Genomic DNA, 22191 nt, shown 5'->3' on the forward strand with positions numbered 1-22191 from the left:
TATCAGGCCTACTGGAGTGTAATAATGTAGGCCGGATAAGCGAAGCGCCATCCGGCAACTACCCATACTTTATTTTTGTTGCGCGGCCAGTTCAGCAATACGCACAATCACCTGTACCGCTTTTTCCATTCCTTCCAGGGTTACAAACTCATGTTTACCATGATAGTTGTAGCCGCCGGTGAACAGATTCGGACACGGTAATCCCATAAACGACAGCTGCGCGCCGTCAGTGCCGCCACGGATCGGTTTCAGCACCGGCTCAATATCGCAATCGCGCATCGCCTGCTGGGCGATATCCAGTACGTGCGGATGCTCAATCACTTTTTCGCGCATATTGTAGTAACTGTCTTCAATCACCAGTTCGATATAGCAGTCGGGGTGTAACCCTTTACCGACCTTCTTGGCGATATCCATGATCTTGCGTTTACGCGCTTCAAACTGCTTACGGTCAAAATCACGAATAATGTAGTGCATATCCGCCCGATCGACCGTCCCTTTCATGCTCGCCAGATGATAAAAGCCTTCGTAACCTTCCGTCTTTTCCGGGCTTTCATCTGCCGGAACCTCTGCATGAATACGCGCCGCCAGCGACAGCGCATTCACCATCACCCCTTTTGCGGTGCCGGGATGCACATTGTTGCCAACAATTTTAATATTAACCGACGCGGCGTTGAAGTTTTCAAACTCCAACTCACCTACGCCACCACCGTCAACGGTATAGGCCCACTGCGCATCGAATGCCGCAACGTCAAAATGCTTCGCCCCTTTACCCACCTCTTCGTCCGGTGTAAAGGCCACGCGGATATCGCCATGCGGAATATCTTTTTGGATAAGCACAGCCAGTGCGGTCATGATTTCCGCCACGCCTGCTTTATCATCCGCGCCCAGCAACGTTTTACCATCTGTAGTGATCAGCGTCTGACCCAGAAGTTGATGCAGCACCGGGAACATCACTGGCGATAAAACTTCATCACCAATGCCTAACGCAATATCGCCACCGCGATAGTTTTCAACAATTTGCGGATTGACATTTTTACCACTGAAATCCGGTGAGGTATCCACATGGGAAATAAAGCCGATCGCAGGAATATTGCCAGCAACGTTAGCGGGTAACGTTGCCATCAGCGTGCCTTTTTCGCTCAGTAAAATATTAACCAGTCCCATCTCTTCGAGCTGTTGTTTGAGCAGTTGTAATAATTTCCACTGTCCTTCGGTGCTGGGTACCTGCCGCACGCCCGATTTTGATTGGGTGTCCAGCGACACGTAGTGTAAAAAACGCTCAAGTAGTTTATCCATGCAGTCACCCTCACTTTTTGTGACAACATTATCAATAAGCAACAAAAGACAAATATTGCGTCAGGTCACTTTTATCCCCGCAAGTGAGAATATTTCGCCCTGACATCCCCTCTGACTATAGGGCTAAGTCAGTAATTCGCAACAAGGATTGGCGATTACAATGGTTTGCCGTAGAATAACGGCCCTCATTAAGAGTCATCAAGGTGGTTAACCACAAACCCCGCATCGGTCAGCCATCCGTTGCGTTTACATGGGACAGAGTAAAAAATTGAATAAACAACCGCGTTCGCTTTCTCCACTGGTGCAATTAGCGGGAATTCGCAAAAGTTTCGATGGCAAAGAGGTGATTTCCAGCCTGGATTTGACCATCAATAATGGCGAGTTTCTTACGCTGCTTGGCCCCTCTGGCTGCGGTAAAACAACCGTTCTTCGCCTGATTGCCGGTCTGGAAACGGTTGATTCCGGTCATATTATGTTGGACAACGAGGACATTACTCACGTTCCAGCGGAAAACCGCTACGTGAATACCGTCTTCCAAAGCTATGCGTTATTCCCCCACATGACCGTATTTGAGAATGTGGCCTTTGGTTTACGCATGCAAAAAACGCCCGCAGCCGACATTTCTCCCCGCGTTACCGAAGCCCTGCGCATGGTGCAACTGGAAGAGTTCGCCCAGCGAAAACCGCATCAACTTTCCGGCGGCCAGCAGCAGCGCGTAGCGATTGCCCGAGCTGTGGTCAACAAACCCCGCTTACTCTTGTTAGATGAATCCCTCTCTGCCCTGGACTACAAACTGCGTAAGCAGATGCAGAATGAACTGAAAGCGCTGCAGCGTAAGCTTGGTATCACTTTTGTCTTTGTCACACACGATCAGGAAGAAGCGCTGACAATGTCTGACCGCATCGTGGTGATGCGCGATGGTAAGATTGAGCAGGACGGTACACCGCGCGAAATCTACGAAGAGCCCAAGAATCTGTTCGTCGCCGGGTTTATCGGCGAGATCAATATGTTTAACGCCACGGTGATTGAACGTCTGGATGAACAGCGTGTTCGTGCTAACGTTGAAGGCCGCGAGTGCAATATTTATGTCAACTTCGCGGTGGTTCCCGGACAAAAGCTGCACGTCCTGTTACGTCCTGAAGATTTGCGTGTAGATGAAATCAACGATGATAATCATATCGAAGGCCTGATCGGCTACGTGCGCGAACGCAACTACAAAGGCATGACGCTGGAGTCGGTTGTGGAACTGGAAAATGGCAAGATGGTGATGGTCAGCGAATTCTTCAATGAAGACGATCCTGACTTTGACCACTCTCTCGACCAGAAAATGGCGATTAACTGGGTAGAAAGCTGGGAGGTCGTACTGGCTGATGAAGAACACAAGTAAATTCCAGAGTGTGGTGATCGTCACCATTGTCGGTTGGCTTGTGTTATTTGTCTTTCTGCCCAACCTGATGATCATCGGTACCAGCTTTTTGACCCGCGACGACGCCAATTTCGTCAAAATGGTCTTTACGCTGGAGAACTATACGCGCCTGCTCGATCCGCTCTATTTTGAGGTGCTGGTTCACTCCCTCAATATGGCGCTGATTGCCACGCTCGCCTGTCTGGTACTCGGCTACCCGTTTGCCTGGTTTTTGGTGAAACTGCCGGAAAAAGTGCGCCCGCTGTTGCTGTTCCTGCTGATTGTTCCGTTCTGGACCAATTCACTTATCCGCATCTACGGACTCAAAATTTTCCTCAGTACCAAAGGCTATCTCAACGAGTTTCTGTTATGGCTCGGGGTTATCGATACACCCATTCGCATCATGTTTACCCCCAGCGCGGTGATTATCGGGCTGGTATACATCCTGCTACCGTTTATGGTGATGCCGCTCTATTCCAGCATTGAAAAACTCGATAAATCGCTGCTGGAAGCCGCACGCGATTTAGGTGCCAGTAAACTTCAGACCTTCACCCGCATCATTATTCCGTTGACGATGCCGGGGATTATCGCCGGATGCCTGCTGGTCATGCTGCCCGCAATGGGGCTGTTTTACGTTTCCGACTTAATGGGCGGCGCGAAAAACCTGCTGATTGGCAACGTGATTAAAGTTCAGTTCCTGAACATCCGTGACTGGCCATTTGGTGCAGCCACCAGCATTACGCTGACCATCGTGATGGGTCTGATGCTGCTGATCTACTGGCGTGCCTCGCGCTTGCTGAACAAGAAGGTGGAACTCGAATGATCGGTCGACTGCTCCGCGGCGGTTTTATGACCGCTATCTACGCGTATCTGTATATTCCAATCATCATTCTGATTGTGAACTCCTTTAACAGCTCGCGCTTCGGCATCAACTGGCAGGGTTTTACTACCAAATGGTACGGCCTGCTGATGAATAACGACAGCCTGTTGCAGGCGGCGCAGCACTCGCTGACGATGGCGGTGCTATCCGCCACGTTTGCCACCTTGATCGGCTCACTCACTGCGGTTGCGCTGTACCGCTACCGTTTTCGCGGTAAACCGTTCGTCAGTGGCATGCTGTTCGTGGTGATGATGTCGCCAGATATTGTGATGGCAATATCTCTGCTGGTGCTGTTTATGCTGATCGGCATTCAACTGGGTTTCTGGTCGCTGTTGTTCTCACATATCACTTTTTGTCTGCCTTTTGTGGTGGTGACAGTTTACTCACGCCTGAAAGGTTTTGATGTACGCATGCTTGAGGCTGCTAAAGATTTGGGTGCCAGCGAAGTAACTATTCTGCGCAAGATTATACTGCCACTGGCTATGCCTGCGGTGGCTGCGGGTTGGTTGCTGAGCTTTACGCTGTCGATGGATGATGTCGTCGTTTCGTCCTTCGTTACCGGACCGGGTTATGAAATTTTGCCATTAAAAATCTACTCAATGGTCAAAGTCGGCGTATCACCAGAGGTGAACGCGCTGGCGACCATTTTGTTGGTTCTGTCGCTGGTTATGGTGATCGCCAGCCAGCTTATTGCACGTGATAAAACCAAGGGCCGCTGAGGCCCTTAATTCAGGGGACGTTAAATGATGAAAAAATGGTCACGCCACCTGCTCGCGGCGGGTGCTCTGGCACTGGGCATGAGCGCCGCTCACGCGAATGACAACAACACGCTCTATTTCTATAACTGGACCGAGTATGTCCCGCCTGGACTGCTGGAACAGTTCACCAAAGAGACCGGCATTAAGGTTATCTATTCGACCTACGAGTCGAACGAAACCATGTACGCCAAGCTCAAAACCTATAAAGACGGCGCATATGATCTGGTGGTTCCGTCCACCTATTACGTCGATAAAATGCGTAAAGAAGGCATGATCCAGAAGATCGACAAGTCGACGTTGACCAACTTCCACAACCTCGATCCGGAAATGCTCAACAAGCCGTTTGACCCGAACAATGACTACTCCATCCCGTATATCTGGGGTGCGACGGCCATTGGCGTAAACAGCGATGCTATCGATCCGAAAACCGTCACCAGTTGGGCCGATCTATGGAAACCGGAGTACAAAGGCAGTCTGCTGTTAACGGATGATGCGCGTGAAGTGTTCCAGATGGCGCTGCGCAAGCTGGGATACTCCGGCAATACCACCGACCCGAAAGAGATTGAAGCCGCCTATAACGAGCTGAAGAAACTGATGCCTAACGTCGCGGCGTTTAACTCTGACAACCCGGCCAACCCGTATATGGAAGGTGAAGTCAATCTGGGGATGGTGTGGAACGGCTCCGCATATGTTGCGCGTCAGGCAGGTACACCGCTGGAAGTGGTATGGCCTAAAGAAGGTGGCATTTTCTGGATGGATAGCCTGTCTATTCCGGCTAACGCGAAAAACAAAGAAGGTGCACTGAAGCTGATTAACTTCCTGCTGCGCCCGGACGTAGCGAAAGAAGTTGCGGAAACAATTGGTTATCCGACGCCAAACCTGGCAGCACGTAAGCTGTTAAGCCCTGAAGTCGCAAATGATAAAACCCTGTACCCTGACGCAGAAACCATCAACAAAGGGGAATGGCAGAACGATGTCGGTTCCGCCAGCGCTATCTATGAAGAGTATTATCAGAAGCTAAAAGCAGGACGTTAATTGCCCTCCTCATAGGCCGGATAAGACGCGCCAGCGTCGCATCCGGCGCATCATCATTGCCCGATGGCGCTACGCTTATCGGGCCTACGCCATCCGTTCTCACAGACCTTTCAATAACTTCTCAACAAACTCTGGCACCACCTGGCTTGCCGGACCGTAATACTTCTCTTCAAACTCACTGCCAACCTGGCTCGGTTCGAGATTTAGTTCTACCGTATGTGCCCCATGCAGCCGCGCCTCATGCACAAAACCCGCAGCCGGATAAACATGTCCCGACGTACCAATTGCTATGAATACATCCGCCATTGCCAGCGCCATATAAATTTCATCCATACCCAGCGGCATTTCACCAAACCACACCACGTGTGGTCGCAGCGGTGCCGGAAATTGACAGCAGTGACATTTATCTTCCGGGGTCACATCGTCCTTCCATTCCAGAATCTGCCCGCTTTGCGAGCAGCGAACCTTGAGCAGTTCGCCGTGCATATGGATAACGTTCTGGCTGCCCGCACGCTCATGCAGGTTATCAATGTTCTGCGTCACCAGTAAAAAACGGTCGCCCAGTTCGGCTTCGAGTTTTGCCAGTGCGATATGCGCCGCGTTGGGCTGGATTTCTGGCTGTTGCAATTGATGGCGACGGGCGTTATAAAACGACTGAACCAGTTCCGGGTTTCGACTAAATCCTTCCGGAGTCGCAACGTCCTCAACCCGATGTTCTTCCCAGAGACCATCCGCCGCGCGGAAGGTTCGAATTCCTGACTCAGCGGAGATTCCCGCTCCCGTCAGTACCAGCACTCTTGGTTTTTCCATCAATTCAGGCACCACTCTGTCTCTGAAAAAGATTCGTTGACGCAGGCGATCGCGCAAATGGCGTTTATTTTTACGAAAGCGGCTTAACCGATGACCCCGACGCGACAGCATAACAACCTCTTTGTATTAATCGGTAAGATGTAGGAAAGCAGCCCCGCGCATCCCGCCGGCATCACCGTGCCGTGCCTGCTCAATACGCGGTACCCGGGCAACTGGCAACAGATGACGTGGCAGTCGGTCCGTCAGTTGCGTCGTAATAGCGGTAAAATTCGACAAGCCTCCGCCAATCACCACCAAATCAGGATCGACGATAGTCAGGATATTCCCAAGACACACCGCCAGCAAATCCAGATAGCGTTCAACGTGTGCACGCGCATGTTCATCGCCCTGCTCCCACAACGCGATAATTTCACGAGCATCCAGCGGTTGATGGTAGTAATGCTGATACAACCACGCAAATCCACCGCCGGAAAGATAGCTTTCGATGCATCCCAGTTGGCCGCATCCGCAGCGGCGCAGCGGGAAATCAAAGCCCATCAGCGTCAGCGCATCAACCGGCAAACGAATATGACCAAACTCGCCGGTGATATAGCTGCGTCCGGTGATGGATTTCCCGTTAAGCACCAGGCCGCCGCCAACGCCCGTACCGAGGATCAACCCCATCACCAGCGGATATTGGGTAAACTCGTCATCCCAGGCTTCGGAGAGAGCAAAACAGTTCGCATCGTTATCCAGACGCACATCGCGGTCAAGGCGAGCGCTAAGATCGGCGCGGAGCGGTTTGCCACTGGCGGCAGGAACGTTGGCCGCGTACAACGTGCCGTCTTCCGTTTCCGGCATGCCAGGAATCCCGATACCGACCGAACCTTTGATACCAAAACGCTGGTCAGCTTCCGTCACCAGATTGCAGACCGCATCAAGGAAAGCGTCGTAGCTGTCGCGAGGTGTAGGGACGCGAGTTTCCCATTGCAGACGACGTTGCTTATCAAACACGCCCAGCGCAATTTTGGTCCCGCCGATGTCAAATCCGTAATACATCACCGCTCCTTGATACACGTCATCCTTCAAGATGCCTCTGCGTTGGCTACGCCTTGATGCAGCATGAATGCTGTCGTGTATTATTGTTGTTATTGGCCGCTAAGTACTCTCGCAGGATCAATATTGCTGGCGCGACGCGCCGGATACCAACTTGCCAAAAGACTCAGCACGAGTGCTGTCGCCAGCACGTAAATCACATCCAGCCAGTGTAATTCCGATGGCAGGAAGTCAATGAAATAGATATCGCCGGACAGGAACTGATGACCGATAAGCGCCTCGATTCCGTTGATGATCGGCGTCAGTTGCAACGAGACAACCACCCCGATGACGACGCCTATCAGGCTACCAAACAGACCCGCCAGCAGGCCGTACCAGACAAAAATGGCACGGATCAACCCATCTTTCGCCCCGAGGGTTCTTAATACCGCAATATCGCCGCTTTTGTCTTTTACCGCCATCACTAACGTGGAAACGATATTAAAGCAGGCCACACCAATCACCAGCACCATCGCCAGATACATAATGGCGCGAATCATCTGGATATCGCGATACATATAGCCATAAGTACCGATCCAGCTCTTAATATAAACATAGTTATTGGTCACTTCGCCCGCGTCCCGCACCAGCTTATTGGCGTTAAACACGTCGTTAACTTTCAGCGCAATCCCGGAAACGCTGGTTCCCATATCCAGATATTGCTGCGCATCTTCCATTGGGATCATGGCAAAGCTGTGATCGAGTTGGCCGCTCAGTTGCAGAATTCCCGTTACGTGCAAACGCACGCGTTTAGGCTGCTGTAACTTATGATCCGCGCTGGCGTTAGGGATCATAATCGACACCCAGTCGCCCTGCTTCACTTTCAGCGCATCGGCAATACCCTTACCAATGATGATTTGTTGTTCACCGGCTTTAAAATTATCCCAGGCGTGGTTTTGCACGAAGGATGGCAGTGCGCTTAAACGCTGTTCCTGTTTCGGGTCAACGCCCTTCACCTGCACCGCGCGTAAGTTCGCCCCGCTCTCTACCAGTCCGGTAAAGTTGATATAAGGCGCCGCGGCGACAATACCCGGCACTTTTTGTACTTTGTCGAGCGCTTCCTGCCAGTTATTCCACGGCTGATTTACGGCTTCAATCTCTCCGTGTGGGACTACGGCCAGAATACGGTTGTTCAGCTCACGCTCAAATCCGTTCATGGCACTTAAACCAACGATCAACACCGCCACACCCAACGCGATGCCAACGGTGGAAATCACAGATATCAGCGAAACCATACCGCCGCGCCGCCGACCACGGCTAAAGCGCAGACCAATCAATAACGATAAAGGCGAAGCCATTACTCAGCTCCCATCAGGCTCAGTTCAGCCGTCAGGCGACCATCGCGCATTTCAAGCTGGCGGCTCATCCGCTTCGCCAGTTGCAGATCGTGCGTCACCACCAGAAATGCCGTGCCCTGAGAGCGGTTCAGCTCGCCCAGAAGCTCGAAAATGCTATCCGCGTTACGCGCATCCAGGTTACCCGTTGGCTCATCCGCCAGGACCAGACGCGGGTTATTCACCAGCGCACGAGCGATGGCCACACGCTGGCGTTCGCCGCCAGACAGTTCAGACGGGCGATGACTGGCACGATGATCCAGTCCTACGGCTTTCAGCATATCCCGTGCGCGCTCGGTTATTTCAGCCGGTTTTTTCTTGCCGATCAGCAGCGGCATCGCTACGTTTTCCAGCGCGGTAAAGTCCGGCAGTAAATGGTGGAACTGGTAAATAAAGCCCAGCTTCTGATTGCGCAGTTCCGCTTTCGCCGCCGACGAGAGCTTGCTCATTGGCTGACCGCTAAAAATCACGTCGCCGGAAGTCGGCGTATCCAATCCGCCCAGCAGATGCAGCAGCGTACTCTTGCCGGAGCCAGAGCTGCCGACAATCGCCATCATCTCACCTTCGCCGACGCTAAAACTGACATCGTGCAGGACATCGGTCTGCACAGTGCCTTCCTGATAGCGTTTGCACAGGTTGTCGCATTGCAACAGGATCTTATTCATAACGTAAAGCCTCAGCGGGTTGAGTGGCGGCAGCGCGCCAGGAAGGATAAAGCGTAGACAGCAGCGCGATGGCCATCGCCACCAGCGCAATGACGATAACCTGCAGCGGCTCGATAGCGACCGGCAGCGCCGCGCCATCCAGCAGCACACCAATAATTGGCATTAAATTGTTCAGTTGACTGGCGAGCAATGCGCCCAGCACCGCGCCAAGCAGCGCGCCGATAATCCCGGCACTGGCCCCCTGAACCATAAACACCATCATTATCTGCCGCGGCGTTAGCCCCTGCGTTTGTAGAATCGCCACTTCCCCTTGCTTCTCCATTACCATCAGACCCAGCGAGGTAATAATATTAAAAGCCGCCACAGCCACGATCAGGCTAAGCAGTAGCCCCATCATGTTCTTCTCCATGCGCACGGCCTGGAACAGTTCCCCTTTGCGCTCGCGCCAGTCCTGCCATTTGGTGCCCTGCGGCAGCGTTTGCTGGCTCAGCGTATCAACTTTTAACGGTTCGTTCAGCCACAGACGCCAGCCGGTAATATTGCCCACCGGATAGCGCATCAGGCGGGAAGCATCCTGAATGTTGGTCAGCATCTGGTAGCCGTCTACTTCGCTGTTGGCGGCGAAGGTGCCAATCACCGTAAACAGACGCTGGCTCGGCAAACGCCCCATTGGCGTAAACTGGCTGGCCGAAGGCACCATCACGCGAATTTGATCGCCACGGTTCACGCCCAACTGCCCGGCAAGCTGCTCGCCGAGGATGACATTATACTTACCCGGTTGCAGATCTGTTTGCTTCACATTGACCAGATACGGCGTTAACGGATCTTTTTGCGCCGGATCGATCCCGAGCATCACGCCGACCGCCACGCTACGCGCGCTTTGCAGCACCACATCTCCCGTAGTTATGGGTGCAACTCGGTTGACGCCGTTCAACACCACCGCTTTTTCCGGCAGTTGTTGCGGGTTGAGGGAACCCTGTTCAGACGAGAGAACGGCCTGAGGCATCAGGCCAAGAATATTGTTTTGCAGCTCGCGCTCAAAACCGTTCATCACCGACAACACCGTGACCAGCGCCATCACCCCGAGGGTAATGCCAATGGTGGAGAGCCAGGAAACGAAGCGACCGAAGCGATCTGCTGCACGCCCACGCATATAACGCAGGCCGATGAATAGAGCGACAGGTTGGTACATGAAATCCGTCTGGTTGCTGTTAGCAAAGTCACGAGTATATAAGCGAAAGCGGAATGGGTAAATGACTGAACCGTAAGTGTTCGTCAGCACTATTCCTAAAAGTATAAATAAATCAATTCGCTAAAGCTGTCCCTCTTTCCTTCCATCCTGGTCCCTGATCTTTATCTTAAAAAATCAAAATGCAGACAGTTACGCATTACAGCGCACAGCGGGTTGCGCAGGATGGCAGGCTATAACCAACAATATGGATACGCCGTCTCTATGAATAAAAAAGAACTATGGATTAATCAAATCAAAGGGTTATGTATTTGCCTGGTGGTGATTTACCACTCGGTAATCACATTTTACCCGCACCTCACTACTTTTCAGCATCCGCTTTCAGAGCTGCTGAGCAAATGCTGGATTTACCTCAATTTGTACCTGGCGCCGTTTCGCATGCCGGTCTTTTTCTTTATTTCGGGATATCTGATCCGTCGCTACATTGATAGCGTCCCGTGGACCACCTGCGTGGAAAAACGGATCTGGAGTATTGCCTGGGTGCTGATACTCTGGGGTGTGGTGCAATGGCTGGCGTTAGTGACGCTCAATAACTGGCTGGCCCCACAGCGCGATCTGAGCCATGCTGCCAACGCCGCTTATGCTGGTTCGATCGCAGGTTTTACCCACGGGATGCTGACCGCCAGTACCAGCTTGTGGTATCTGTACGCGCTGATTGTCTATTTTGTTCTGTGTAAAATTTTCAGCCGCTGGGCGGTGCCGCTGTTGGCGTTATTTGTGGCGCTGAGCGTGGCGATCAACTTTGTCCCGACGCCGTGGTGGGGAATGAACAGCGTGATTCGCAATCTGCCCTGGTACAGCCTCGGTGCATGGTTTGGCGCAACGCTGATGGTATGGATTAAGGAGGTGCCCCTGCGCCGCCATGCGCTCATTGTTCTGGTTAGCGCAATCGCCGCCATCGTCGCGTGGCTGGCAAATGTCTCACTATTACTTTCTCTTCTTTCCATTGTGCTGATCATGAAGCTGTTTTATCAATTTGAGCTGCGCTTTGGTATGCGTGAGTCCGGCCCGTTAAGCGTGATTGGTGCCAATACCATCGCCATCTACACCACCCACCGAATTCTGGTTGAGCTATTCAGCTTAACGCTAATCCCCAACATTAATCATGCCGCCTGGCCTGCATATGCAGAGCTGGCCCTGCTGCTGGTGTATCCATTCGCCTGCCTGCTGCTGTGCACCTCGTTTGGCCTGTTGGTGCGTAAAATTTCACAAAAAACAGTGGCCGACCTGCTATTTTCCCCGCCTTCTTTATCGGTCGTTTCGCGCTAACCCCAACGCGCTTTTTGCCCCCATCAGGGGGCGAATCAATTTGCTTATGAGAAACGATCACGGATAATAAAGAACATTGCTTATCAGATGTATATCTAAACGAGAACCTGACAACCGAATGCCTGAACAACATCGTTACACGCTCCCAGCGAAAGCTGGCGATCAGCGCCAGTTGGGTGAGCTTACCGGTGCCGCCTGCGCAACGCTGGTCGCCGAAATCGCCGAACATCACGCCGGTCCAGTGGTGCTGATCGCGCCGGACATGCAAAATGCTTTGCGCCTGCATGATGAAATTCGTCAGTTTACCGACCAGATGGTGATGAACCTGGCCGACTGGGAAACGCTGCCCTATGACAGTTTTTCTCCCCATCAGGAGATTATCTCTTCGCGTCTCTCTACGCTGTATCAACTGCCTGCCATGCAGCGAGGTGTGCTGATCGTTCCGGTAAATACTCTGATGCAGCGTGTCTGTCCGCACAGCTATCTGCACGGGCATGCGCTGGTCATGAAAAAAGGTCAGCGGCTTTCGCGCGACGCCCTGCGCGAACAGCTGGATAGCGCTGGCTATCGCCATGTTGATCAGGTCATGGAACACGGCGAATACGCCACGCGCGGCGCGTTGTTGGATCTGTTCCCGATGGGCAGCGAGTTGCCTTATCGTCTGGATTTCTTTGATGACGAAATCGACAGCCTGCGTCTGTTTGATACCGACACCCAGCGCACGCTGGAAGAAGTCGATGCCATTAATTTGCTTCCCGCGCACGAATTCCCGACTGACAAAACGGCCATCGAGCTATTCCGTAGTCAGTGGCGCGATACCTTTGAGGTTAAACGCGACGCCGAACATATTTATCAGCAGGTCAGCAAAGGCACGTTACCTGCGGGTATTGAATACTGGCAACCGCTGTTTTTCAGCGAGCCGCTGCCGCCGCTGTTCAGCTACTTCCCCGCCAATACGTTATTGGTCAATACCGGTGATATCGAGACCAGCGCAGAACGCTTCCAGGCCGATACCCTGTCACGCTTTGAAAATCGCGGTGTTGATCCGATGCGCCCGCTTCTGCCGCCGGAATCGCTGTGGCTGCGGGTTGATGAGCTGTTTTCTGAACTTAAACGCTGGCCGCGCGTTCAACTGAAAACCGAGAGTCTGGCGAACAAAGCTGCGAATACCAACCTCGGGTTCCAGAAGCTGCCGGACATCGCCGTGCAGGCACAGCAAAAATCACCGTTAGATGCGTTACGTAAATTCCTTGAGGGCTTTACCGGCCCGGTGATTTTCTCGGTCGAAAGTGAAGGCCGACGTGAAGCGCTTGGCGAGTTGCTCGCTCGTATCAAAGTGGCACCGAAGCGGATATTGCGACTCGATGAAGCCGTAGATAACGGTCGTTATCTGATGATTGGCGCAGCTGAGCACGGCTTCATCGATAGCAAACGCAATCTGGCACTGATTTGTGAAAGCGATCTGCTTGGGGAACGCGTGGCGCGTCGCCGCCAGGATTCGCGTCGCACCATCAACCCGGATACATTAATTCGTAACCTTGCAGAGCTGCATCCCGGTCAGCCGGTAGTGCATCTGGAACACGGCGTGGGTCGCTATGCCGGGATGACCACGCTGGAAGCGGGCGGTATCACCGGTGAATATCTGATGCTCACCTATGCCAACGACGCCAAACTGTACGTGCCGGTGTCGTCACTGCATCTGATCAGCCGCTATGCGGGCGGTGCAGAAGAGAATGCACCGCTGCATAAACTGGGCGGCGATGCCTGGTCACGCGCCCGACAGAAAGCCGCTGAGAAGGTGCGCGATGTCGCGGCAGAGCTGCTGGATATTTATGCCCAGCGCGCGGCGAAAGAAGGCTTTGCCTTTAAGCATGACCGTGAACAGTATCAGTTGTTTTGCGACAGCTTCCCGTTTGAAACCACGCCTGACCAGGCGCAGGCGATCAACGCTGTACTCAGCGATATGTGTCAACCGCTGGCCATGGACCGCCTGGTGTGCGGCGACGTCGGTTTTGGTAAAACCGAAGTCGCGATGCGCGCCGCCTTCCTTGCCGTAGAGAACCACAAACAGGTTGCCGTGCTGGTTCCGACTACCCTGCTCGCACAGCAGCACTTCGACAACTTCCGCGATCGTTTTGCCAACTGGCCGGTACGCATTGAGATGTTGTCCCGTTTCCGTAGCGCCAAAGAGCAAGCGCATATTCTGGAGCAGGTTGCCGAGGGGAAAATTGATATTCTCATCGGTACGCACAAACTGCTGCAAGCGGATGTGAAGCTAAAAGATCTGGGTCTGCTAATTGTCGATGAAGAGCACCGTTTCGGCGTTCGCCACAAAGAACGCATTAAGGCGATGCGCGCGGATGTCGATATTCTGACCCTGACGGCAACGCCTATTCCGCGTACGCTCAATATGGCGATGAGCGGCATGCGCGATCTGTCGATCATCGCCACGCCGCCCGCTCGTCGTCTGGCGGTCAAAACCTTCGTGCGCGAATACGACAGCCTGGTGGTACGCGAGGCGATCCTGCGTGAAGTTCTGCGCGGGGGACAAGTTTATTATCTGTTTAACGACGTCGAAAATATCCAGAAAACCGCTAACAGATTAGCGGAACTGGTGCCGGAAGCGCGTATTGGCATCGGCCACGGGCAAATGCGCGAGCGCGAGCTGGAACGCGTGATGAACGATTTCCACCATCAGCGTTTTAACGTGCTGGTGTGTACCACCATTATCGAAACCGGGATCGACATTCCGACCGCCAACACCATTATCATCGAACGTGCCGATCACTTTGGTTTAGCGCAATTGCACCAGCTACGCGGTCGTGTGGGACGCTCACACCATCAGGCGTACGCCTGGCTGCTGACGCCGCATCCAAAAGCAATGACCACCGACGCGCAAAAGCGTCTGGAAGCCATCGCTTCGCTGGAAGATTTGGGTGCAGGATTTGCGCTGGCGACCCACGACCTTGAAATTCGCGGCGCCGGGGAACTGCTGGGTGAAGATCAAAGTGGTTCCATGGAAAGCATCGGCTTCTCGTTGTATATGGAGCTGCTGGAAAATGCTGTCGATGCGCTCAAAGAGGGACGCGAACCATCACTGGAAGATCTCACCAGCCAGCAAACCGAAGTTGAATTGCGTATGCCGTCTCTGCTGCCGGATGACTATATACCGGATGTTAACACCCGACTATCGTTCTACAAGCGCATTGCCAGCGCGAAAGGCGAAAACGAACTGGAAGAGATTAAGGTCGAGCTGATAGATCGTTTTGGCCTGCTGCCCGACCCGGCTCGTACGTTGCTGGATATCGCTCGTTTACGCCAGCAGGCGCAGAAACTGGGGATCAGAAAGCTCGAAGGTCATGACAAAGGCGGTACCATTGAATTTGCCGAGAAAAACCACGTTAACCCGGTCTGGCTGATTGGTTTACTGCAAAAACAACCGCAACACTTCCGTCTGGACGGCCCAACCCGACTGAAATTTATGCAGGATCTGGGCGAGCGTAAAACGCGGATCGACTGGGTCCGCCAGTTTATGCGTCAGCTTGAAGAAAACGCCGTAGCATAGTGAACAGGCCGGGTGAGCACACCACTCACCCAGCCTGATGAATTTACAAACTCTTTGCACTTCCCTGCACTTCCAGACACAGCAAACCGCCATAATTCTCGTTTACTTTTACATAATAAAAACCACGTAAAAACAATGGATTTATGGTGATGTTAAACAATAAACGACTCTCTCGCTGGCTCGCGTTTTTTACGCTGGCAGCGACCTTCGCGTTAGCACTTCCGGCTCAGGCAAACACCTGGCCGCTGCCACCGCCGGGAAGCCGTCTGGTGGGCCAGAATACCGTTCACGTTGTTGAAGACAATGGCGGTTCTCTGGAGGCGATTGCGAAAAAATATAATGTCGGCTTTTTAGCGCTGCTGCAGGCCAACCCCGGCGTTGACCCTTACGTACCACGTCCGGGCAGCGTGCTGACTATACCGTTACAAACTCTGCTACCTGACGCCCCGCGCGAAGGTATTGTTATCAACCTCGCCGAACTGCGTCTTTATTATTACCAGCCGGGGACCAATTCGGTGACCGTTTATCCTATTGGTATTGGTCAGTTAGGTGGTGACACGCTGACGCCTACGATGGTAACCACCATTTCTGATAAACGCGCCAACCCCACCTGGACGCCGACGGCAAATATCCGCGCGCGATACAAAGCAAACGGAATTGACCTGCCTGCCGTTGTACCTGCCGGTCCGGATAACCCGATGGGCCATCATGCAATTCGCTTAGCGGCATACGGCGGCGTTTATCTGCTGCACGGCACCAATGCTGACTTTGGCATCGGCATGCGCGTCAGTTCCGGCTGTATTCGTCTGCGCGACGGTGATATCGAAACCCTGTTCCGTCAGGTAACGCCCGGAACTAAGGTCAATATTATCAATACGCCGATCAAAGCATCCGTTGAGCCTAACGGCGTGCGGCTAGTAGAAGTACATCAGCCGCTGTCCGAAAAAATCAATGACGACCCGCAACTGTTGCCAATCGTGCTGAACGCGTCCATGCAGACATTTAAAAATTCGGCGCAAACAGATACCGCCGTCATGGATCATGCGATGGAGATTCGCTCAGGCATGCCGGTCGATGTGACCCGTCATCACGACGTTGCTCAACAACCGCTGTAAACGTAGCGTATTAAAAAACCCCCGCTGGATTTTATTCCGCGGGGGTTTTTTATTTAACTCGCAGTGGCATTGCGATGGGTTAAATCTTATTTGTAGATAACAGCAGTCCCATGAAGGGTGTTAGGACCGGTAACGGAAGTAATACGGAAAGACTTCGCACCCATCTCATCGGCTTTCTGCGCCAGTTGGTCTTCCAGTGAACCTAAGTTAGTCCCCGCATTCGCAGAAATAGTACCGACTTTCTCTTGACCCGCAGGTGTGGACTGAACTTCAACAGCGGCGAAGCTTGCAAATGACAGTGAGCTAAGAACAGCAGCAACAAACAGGGTTTTTACGTTTTTCATGATAGTGACCTTTAGCAGATGAATGGGTGTCGAAAAGATTAACTTAACGATCGATAGGTAAATCATAGATGTGATCCAGGTCACACGTCAATACTTTTTTATAATGATCGTTATATAAAATATAAAGGTCTTATTTTTCATGCCAATAGCTATAATTTATTTTTATCGTGAATCCGCTGGAGTGTGCAGTCGAATATTTTTATAATGGTTGTTCAATAAACCCAACAAAGGTACATCGGCGCCATGACAACTGAAACGACAGGTTGTGCAAAAAAAAGCCGTGGCCGACCAAAAGTGTTCGACAGGGAAGCCGCGCTTGATAAGGCCATGACACTCTTCTGGCAGCACGGATATGAAGCGACCTCGCTCGCCGATCTCGTAGAAGCTACCGGCGCAAAAGCGCCCACGCTGTATGCGGAGTTCACCAATAAAGAAGGGTTGTTCCGTGCCGTACTGGACCGCTACATCACCCGCTTTGCGGCGAAACACGAAGCCCAACTGTTTTGTGAAGAAAAAAGCCTTGAGTCCGCACTGGAAGACTATTTCACCGCCATAGCGACCTGCTTTACCAGCAAGGACACCCCGGCGGGATGTTTCATGATTAACACTTCTGCGACGCTGGCAGCCTCTTCCCGTGATATTGCGCACACGGTGAAATCCCGCCATGCAATGCAGGAACAGACGCTTACTCAGTTTCTTCATCAACGTCAGCAACGAGGTGAAATCCCCGCCTACTGTGACGTGCAAAAACTGGCTGAATACCTGAACTGTATTTTACAAGGTATGTCGATCAGCGCCCGTGAAGGTGCAACGTTTGAAAAACTGATGCAGATCGCACGTACCACCCTGCGGCTGTGGCCCGAACTCGTCAAAGCTTAACCCTTTCCCGCAATTCCCCCGCTGTACTAACACCCCCGGGAGCTGATAAAGCCCCCGGTTAGATTCCCGTTCCATTGTCCCTACATTTCTCATTGTTTTCATCGTGTTATCCGATCATTTTTTGTAAAGGGTATTGATAACGACAATTGTTATCAGCAATATTCGCATTTGTTTTAATGCCTGTTTCACAATGTAACCATCGGTTTCTCTACCGCCATAACAAAAACAGATCGACTCTTTTTAAAAGGAATACAAATGAATAAGCGTCTCTGGGTGCTCAATCCTCTCCTGTTGTCTTTAACCCTCCCGGCCATTGCGGCTGAGGAAGAGAACCTCATCGTCAGCGCCAACCGTAGCCAACGCACCGTGGCAGAAATGGCGCAAACGACCTGGGTTATTGAAGGAAGCGAGATTGAACAACAGGTTCAGGGGGGGAAAGAGTTCAAGGATGTTCTTGCTCAGTTAATCCCAGGAATCGATGTCAGTAGCCAGGGGCGTACAAACTACGGCATGAACATGCGTGGTCGCGCCATTGTCGTGCTCATTGACGGTGTCCGTCTGAACTCCTCGCGAACCGACAGCCGTCAGCTTGACTCCATTGACCCGTTTAACATTGCGCACATTGAAGTCATTTCAGGCGCAACCTCACTTTATGGCGGTGGCAGTACCGGCGGATTAATCAACATCGTCACCAAAAAAGGCCAGCCGGAGCGTGAAGTAGAACTCGAACTGGGGAGCAAAAGCGGCTTCAACAACAGTAACGATCATGATGAACGCGTTGCCGCGGCGGTGAGTGGAGGAACAGATCGCGCTTCCGGGCGTATGTCCGTCGCGTATCAACGATTTGGCGGCTGGTATGATGGTAATCACGATGCCCTGCTGCTGGATAACACCCAAACCGGGCTACAGCACTCCGATCGTCTGGACGTGATGGGCACCGGGACGATTGAACTTGACGACAACCGTCAGTTGCAACTGGTTACACAGTATTACAAGAGCCAGGGGGATGATGATTACGGGCTGGATCTCGGCGAGAACATGTCCGCCGTAACCGGAAACGGTAAAGCTTATACCAGCAGCGGACTGAATTCCGATCGTATTCCCGGAACCGAACGTCATCTGATCAGCCTGCAATATTCAGATGCGGATTTTTTCGGCCAGAACCTGGTCAGCCAAATCTATTACCGCGACGAATCGCTGAAATTCTATCCTTTCCCGACGCTCAGCAAAGGTAAGGTCACCAGTTTCTCCGCATCTCAGCAGGACACAGACCAGTTTGGCGCCAAAATTACCCTCAACAGCCAGTTGATGGATAACTGGGAGCTGACGTGGGGTATCGATGCCGATCACGAGACCTTCGATTCCAATCAGAAATTCTTCGATCTGGCCTGGTCCCTGCCCTCCGGCGGCATGGATAACCGCACCGCTTATACCACCGGGCGTTACCCCGGTTACAGCATCACCAACTTTGCGCCTTTCCTGCAAAACAGCTATGACATTAACGACATCTTTACCCTCAGCGGCGGCGTGCGCTATCAATGGACCGAAAACAGGGTTGATGATTTCGTTGGCTATGCTCAACAGCAGGGAATCGCGACCGGGCTTGCGAACTCTGCCGATACCATTCCGGGCGGCAAAACCGATTACGATAATTTCCTGTTCAACGCCGGTATCCTCGCCCATCTGACTGACCGTCAGCAAACGTGGTTTAATTTCTCTCAGGGCGTGGAGCTTCCGGATCCAGGGAAATATTACGGTAACGGCACCTATTCGCTGGTTGGCGATCATTACCAGCTCCAGCGCAGCGTCAACGTGGCGGATTCACGTCTGGAAGGGATTAAAGTTAACTCGTACGAACTGGGATGGCGCTACACCGGCGATAGTCTGCGCACGCAACTGGCCGCTTACTACTCGACTTCGGATAAATCGATCGTTATCAACCGCAGCGATATGACCATTAACGTTCAACCCGACGATCGCCGCATTTATGGCCTTGAAGGCGCGGTGGATTATTTCATTGCGGATACGGACTGGAGCCTGGGCGGCAACTTCAATGTCATTAAATCGGAAGTGAAACAGAACGGTAAATGGCAAAAATGGGATGTGACTCTGGCCTCACCGTCGAAAGCAACCGCGTGGGTCGGCTGGGCACCAGAACCGTGGACCTTACGCGTACAGAGCCAGCAAACATTTGATCTGACCGACGCCAGCGGCAATAAGCTGGATGGCTATAACACCATGGACTTTATCGGCAGCTATCAGCTCCCGTTGGGTAAGCTGACCTTTAGCGTGGAAAACCTGCTGAATGAAGAGTACACCACGCTGTGGGGACAACGTGCGCCACTGCTGTACAGCCCAACCTACGGCAGTCCGTCACTGTATGAGTACAAGGGCCGGGGCCGCACCTTTGGTCTGAACTATGCCTTAACCTTCTGATAAAAAAAGCCCCCCAGCCTGAGCGAATGGGGGGCTAATGTTCAGGATAATGCTATTTTACGCTTTGTTATTCAGTATCAACTGTCCGTTGTTATCCAACGGAATTTGCGCGCCGGGGTCCTTATCCATACGGATTTTCCCCTGCTGATCGCCAATTTTGTACGTCACGTCGTAGCCCAGCATCTTTTCAGATTTGTCATACACCGTTTTACAACGCTGCTGCGTGGTGGTGTAAGTATCGTTTTCCTGCATCGAACCCTGAATCTGATTACCTGCATAGCCGCCGCCTAAAGCCCCGGCCACGGTAGCAATATCTTTACCACGTCCGCCGCCAAACTGATGGCCAATAACGCCACCCGCAACCGCACCCAATACGGAACCCGCAATACGGTTTTCATCTTGTACCGGCTTACGGTGCGTGACAGTTACGTTCCGGCACTCCTGACGCGGTGTTTTTACCGACTCTTTAATCGGTGTTGCAGAGACAACTTGCGCATACTGTGGGCCACGCTCGAAAACGTTCAGACTGGCCACTGCTGCAACACCCAGCGCAGCAGCTACGCCAATCCCTATACCCGCCAACATTGATTTATTCACGGGACTTCCTCCTTTTTTGCTATTAGCAACAACTTTGCAACAGAAGGTAAGGAATGCCAATCAGATTACGGATGAAAATAGCAGGATGAGGCACGAACGCAGGATGATTCGGAGAACTCTGAAGGAAGGCGCCGGATGCGTAAAATCATCCGGCGCCACAAGTCGATATTAATGCAGTTTCAGACGCGGGCGAATCACCCGGTTGATACTGCCGACCAGCATCATCAGGCCGGTTTTGAAGTAGCCGTGTAAAGCAATCTGGTGCATGCGGTACAGTGAGATGTATACAAAGCGCGCAATACGCCCTTCCACCATCATCGAACCACGGGTCAGGTTGCCCATCAGGCTACCCACGGTAGAAAAGTTAGAGAGCGAGACCAGAGAGCCGTGATCTTTGTACTGATACGCTTTCAGTGGCTTGCCGTTCATCTGTGCCAGAATATTGTTCATCGCACAGGTCGCCATCTGGTGTGCTGCCTGAGCGCGCGGAGGCACAAAACCCCCTTCCGGGCGCGCGCAGGAAGCGCAGTCGCCAATCGCGTACACGTCAGGATCGCGCGTGCTCTGCAGAGTTGGCTCAACCACCAGTTGGTTAATACGGTTCGTTTCGAGACCGCCAATGTCTTTCATAAAGTCTGGCGCTTTGATACCCGCCGCCCACACCATCAGGTCGGCTTTAATGTATTCGCCATCTTTGGTGTGCAGTCCGCCTTCGTCAGCGCTGGTGACCATCGTCTGGGTCAGTACGCGTACGCCCAGTTTGGTTAACTCATTATGCGCAGCACCGGAAATACGCGGCGGCAACGCAGGCAGAATGCGCTCGCCAGCTTCCACCAGCGTAACGTTCAGCGCATCGTTGGTCAGCCCTTTGTAACCATAGCTGTGCAGCTGTTTTACCGCATTGTGCAGCTCAGCGGAGAGCTCAACCCCCGTCGCACCACCGCCCACAATGGCGATATTCACTTTTCCGTTAGCGCCCAGATTCGCGGAATACTTCAGGAACAGATTCAGCATCTCCTGGTGGAAACGACGCGCCTGATGCGGGTTATCGAGGAAAATGCAGTTTTCTTTCACGCCAGGAGTGTTGAAATCGTTGGAGGTACTGCCCAACGCCATCACCAGCGTGTCATACGGCACTTTACGCTCAGGAACCAGCAGATCCCCCTTCTCATCGCGCAGCTCAGCGAGAGTAATGGTCTTCGCTTCACGATCGATATCTATCACCGAACCTAACTGAAACTGGAAGCCATGGTTACGGGCATGTGCCAGATAGCTCAGCGCATCCACGCCTTCATCCAGTGAACCCGTCGCCACTTCATGCAGTAACGGTTTCCACAAATGACTGTGGTTTCTGTCTACCAGTGTGATTTTGGCCTTTTTCTTACGCCCGAGTTTTTTACCCAACTGCGTCGCCATTTCCAGTCCGCCAGCACCGCCGCCGACAATCACGATCCTTTTCAATGGTGTAGTCAACGTGAAC

Annotated in this window: 18 protein-coding genes; 9 read left to right on the forward strand and 9 right to left on the reverse strand. The window is 52.6% G+C overall.

The features are described 5' to 3' along the window. Window positions 1-69 precede the first annotated feature (69 nt). The gene (gene pepT / locus SK33_RS14070; protein WP_048219077.1) at window positions 70-1296 is read right to left on the reverse strand and encodes a peptidase T; all 1227 of its coding nucleotides are present in this window, start codon (window positions 1294-1296) and stop codon (window positions 70-72) included. 250 nt (window positions 1297-1546) lie between these two features. On the opposite strand from pepT, the gene potA reads away from it, so the two are divergent. Genes potA through potD form a run of 4 tightly spaced genes read left to right on the forward strand, consistent with a single transcriptional unit; the run spans window position 1547 to window position 5374 of the window. After that, window positions 1547-2683 (forward strand): spermidine/putrescine ABC transporter ATP-binding protein PotA, encoded by a 1137-nt coding sequence (gene potA, locus SK33_RS14075; RefSeq protein ID WP_003030791.1) that lies wholly within the window; start codon window positions 1547-1549, stop codon window positions 2681-2683. Then, entirely contained in the window at window positions 2667-3524 is an 858-nt protein-coding gene (potB, locus tag SK33_RS14080; RefSeq protein WP_048219078.1) for a spermidine/putrescine ABC transporter permease PotB, read from the forward strand. Before potA ends, potB begins: the two co-directional genes overlap by 17 nt. Continuing rightward, window positions 3521-4300, forward strand: coding sequence for a spermidine/putrescine ABC transporter permease PotC (gene potC / locus SK33_RS14085; protein ID WP_003030794.1), 780 nt, complete (start codon window positions 3521-3523; stop codon window positions 4298-4300). The genes potB and potC overlap by 4 nt, the downstream gene beginning before the upstream one ends. Window positions 4301-4327: 27 nt before the next feature. Further along, complete coding sequence (potD, locus tag SK33_RS14090; RefSeq protein WP_003030797.1) at window positions 4328-5374, forward strand: spermidine/putrescine ABC transporter substrate-binding protein PotD; 1047 nt, start codon at window positions 4328-4330, stop codon at window positions 5372-5374. A 99-nt stretch (window positions 5375-5473) separates the two neighbouring features. On the opposite strand, the gene cobB is transcribed toward potD, so the two are convergent. The 5 genes from cobB to lolC form a co-directional block, all read right to left on the reverse strand. Then, window positions 5474-6295: a Sir2 family NAD+-dependent deacetylase gene (gene cobB / locus SK33_RS14095; protein WP_003030799.1), complete on the reverse strand. Its 822-nt coding sequence runs from the start codon at window positions 6293-6295 to the stop codon at window positions 5474-5476. 15 nt (window positions 6296-6310) lie between these two features. Then, complete coding sequence (nagK, locus tag SK33_RS14100) at window positions 6311-7222, reverse strand: N-acetylglucosamine kinase (RefSeq protein ID WP_003030802.1); 912 nt, start codon at window positions 7220-7222, stop codon at window positions 6311-6313. An 89-nt stretch (window positions 7223-7311) separates the two neighbouring features. Further along, window positions 7312-8556, reverse strand: coding sequence for a lipoprotein-releasing ABC transporter permease subunit LolE (gene lolE / locus SK33_RS14105; protein WP_048219081.1), 1245 nt, complete (start codon window positions 8554-8556; stop codon window positions 7312-7314). After that, window positions 8556-9257, reverse strand: a complete 702-nt coding sequence (gene lolD, locus SK33_RS14110) for a lipoprotein-releasing ABC transporter ATP-binding protein LolD (RefSeq protein WP_003030805.1) — start codon at window positions 9255-9257, stop codon at window positions 8556-8558. Before lolD ends, lolE begins: the two co-directional genes overlap by 1 nt. Then, complete coding sequence (lolC, locus tag SK33_RS14115) at window positions 9250-10449, reverse strand: lipoprotein-releasing ABC transporter permease subunit LolC (RefSeq protein ID WP_003030806.1); 1200 nt, start codon at window positions 10447-10449, stop codon at window positions 9250-9252. The genes lolD and lolC overlap by 8 nt, the downstream gene beginning before the upstream one ends. 261 nt (window positions 10450-10710) lie before the next feature. Between lolC and SK33_RS14120 the strand changes: the two genes are divergently transcribed. From SK33_RS14120 to ldtC, 3 genes are all read left to right on the forward strand, one after another. Beyond that, the gene (locus SK33_RS14120) at window positions 10711-11775 is read left to right on the forward strand and encodes an acyltransferase family protein (protein ID WP_048219082.1); all 1065 of its coding nucleotides are present in this window, start codon (window positions 10711-10713) and stop codon (window positions 11773-11775) included. Between the two features lie 118 nt (window positions 11776-11893). Then, on the forward strand, window positions 11894-15340 hold the full coding sequence (gene mfd / locus SK33_RS14125; RefSeq protein WP_003030808.1) for a transcription-repair coupling factor: 3447 nt from the start codon (window positions 11894-11896) through the stop codon (window positions 15338-15340). A 149-nt stretch (window positions 15341-15489) separates the two neighbouring features. Beyond that, window positions 15490-16455: a L,D-transpeptidase LdtC gene (gene ldtC, locus SK33_RS14130; RefSeq protein ID WP_003030809.1), complete on the forward strand. Its 966-nt coding sequence runs from the start codon at window positions 15490-15492 to the stop codon at window positions 16453-16455. Window positions 16456-16541: 86 nt separating this feature from the next. Here the strand turns inward: ldtC and bhsA are convergent, their stop codons facing one another. Beyond that, on the reverse strand, window positions 16542-16799 hold the full coding sequence (gene bhsA, locus SK33_RS14135; protein WP_003030810.1) for a multiple stress resistance protein BhsA: 258 nt from the start codon (window positions 16797-16799) through the stop codon (window positions 16542-16544). 243 nt (window positions 16800-17042) lie between these two features. Between bhsA and comR the strand changes: the two genes are divergently transcribed. Together comR and SK33_RS14145 are read left to right on the forward strand one after the other, a co-directional pair. Beyond that, complete coding sequence (comR, locus tag SK33_RS14140) at window positions 17043-17678, forward strand: TetR family copper-responsive transcriptional repressor ComR (RefSeq protein WP_003030812.1); 636 nt, start codon at window positions 17043-17045, stop codon at window positions 17676-17678. A gap of 255 nt (window positions 17679-17933) precedes the next feature. Then, a complete protein-coding gene (locus SK33_RS14145) occupies window positions 17934-20114 on the forward strand; it encodes a TonB-dependent siderophore receptor (RefSeq protein ID WP_046670504.1) in 2181 nt (726 codons plus the stop codon). A gap of 57 nt (window positions 20115-20171) precedes the next feature. Here the strand turns inward: SK33_RS14145 and SK33_RS14150 are convergent, their stop codons facing one another. Both SK33_RS14150 and ndh read right to left on the reverse strand, forming a co-directional pair. Beyond that, window positions 20172-20711, reverse strand: coding sequence for a glycine zipper 2TM domain-containing protein (locus tag SK33_RS14150; RefSeq protein ID WP_032936150.1), 540 nt, complete (start codon window positions 20709-20711; stop codon window positions 20172-20174). Window positions 20712-20879: 168 nt separating this feature from the next. Next, the gene (gene ndh, locus SK33_RS14155) at window positions 20880-22184 is read right to left on the reverse strand and encodes an NADH-quinone dehydrogenase (RefSeq protein WP_003030815.1); all 1305 of its coding nucleotides are present in this window, start codon (window positions 22182-22184) and stop codon (window positions 20880-20882) included. Window positions 22185-22191 lie beyond the last annotated feature (7 nt).

Origin of the sequence: Citrobacter sp. MGH103, assembly GCF_001034475.2 — a bacterium.
In the GTDB taxonomy this organism is placed as follows: domain Bacteria; phylum Pseudomonadota; class Gammaproteobacteria; order Enterobacterales; family Enterobacteriaceae; genus Citrobacter; species Citrobacter freundii.

Bases quoted from the DNA above. Each gene is read 5' to 3' on its own strand.
- pepT (WP_048219077.1), bottom strand. From the start codon at position 1,296: ATGGATAAACTACTTGAGCGTTTTTTACACTACGTGTCGCTGGACACC.
- potA (WP_003030791.1), top strand. From the start codon at position 1,547: ATGGGACAGAGTAAAAAATTGAATAAACAACCGCGTTCGCTTTCTCCA.
- potB (WP_048219078.1), top strand. From the start codon at position 2,667: ATGAAGAACACAAGTAAATTCCAGAGTGTGGTGATCGTCACCATTGTC.
- potC (WP_003030794.1), top strand. From the start codon at position 3,521: ATGATCGGTCGACTGCTCCGCGGCGGTTTTATGACCGCTATCTACGCG.
- potD (WP_003030797.1), top strand. From the start codon at position 4,328: ATGAAAAAATGGTCACGCCACCTGCTCGCGGCGGGTGCTCTGGCACTG.
- cobB (WP_003030799.1), bottom strand. From the start codon at position 6,295: ATGCTGTCGCGTCGGGGTCATCGGTTAAGCCGCTTTCGTAAAAATAAA.
- nagK (WP_003030802.1), bottom strand. From the start codon at position 7,222: ATGTATTACGGATTTGACATCGGCGGGACCAAAATTGCGCTGGGCGTG.
- lolE (WP_048219081.1), bottom strand. From the start codon at position 8,556: ATGGCTTCGCCTTTATCGTTATTGATTGGTCTGCGCTTTAGCCGTGGT.
- lolD (WP_003030805.1), bottom strand. From the start codon at position 9,257: ATGAATAAGATCCTGTTGCAATGCGACAACCTGTGCAAACGCTATCAG.
- lolC (WP_003030806.1), bottom strand. From the start codon at position 10,449: ATGTACCAACCTGTCGCTCTATTCATCGGCCTGCGTTATATGCGTGGG.
- SK33_RS14120 (WP_048219082.1), top strand. From the start codon at position 10,711: ATGAATAAAAAAGAACTATGGATTAATCAAATCAAAGGGTTATGTATT.
- mfd (WP_003030808.1), top strand. From the start codon at position 11,894: ATGCCTGAACAACATCGTTACACGCTCCCAGCGAAAGCTGGCGATCAG.
- ldtC (WP_003030809.1), top strand. From the start codon at position 15,490: ATGTTAAACAATAAACGACTCTCTCGCTGGCTCGCGTTTTTTACGCTG.
- bhsA (WP_003030810.1), bottom strand. From the start codon at position 16,799: ATGAAAAACGTAAAAACCCTGTTTGTTGCTGCTGTTCTTAGCTCACTG.
- comR (WP_003030812.1), top strand. From the start codon at position 17,043: ATGACAACTGAAACGACAGGTTGTGCAAAAAAAAGCCGTGGCCGACCA.
- SK33_RS14145 (WP_046670504.1), top strand. From the start codon at position 17,934: ATGAATAAGCGTCTCTGGGTGCTCAATCCTCTCCTGTTGTCTTTAACC.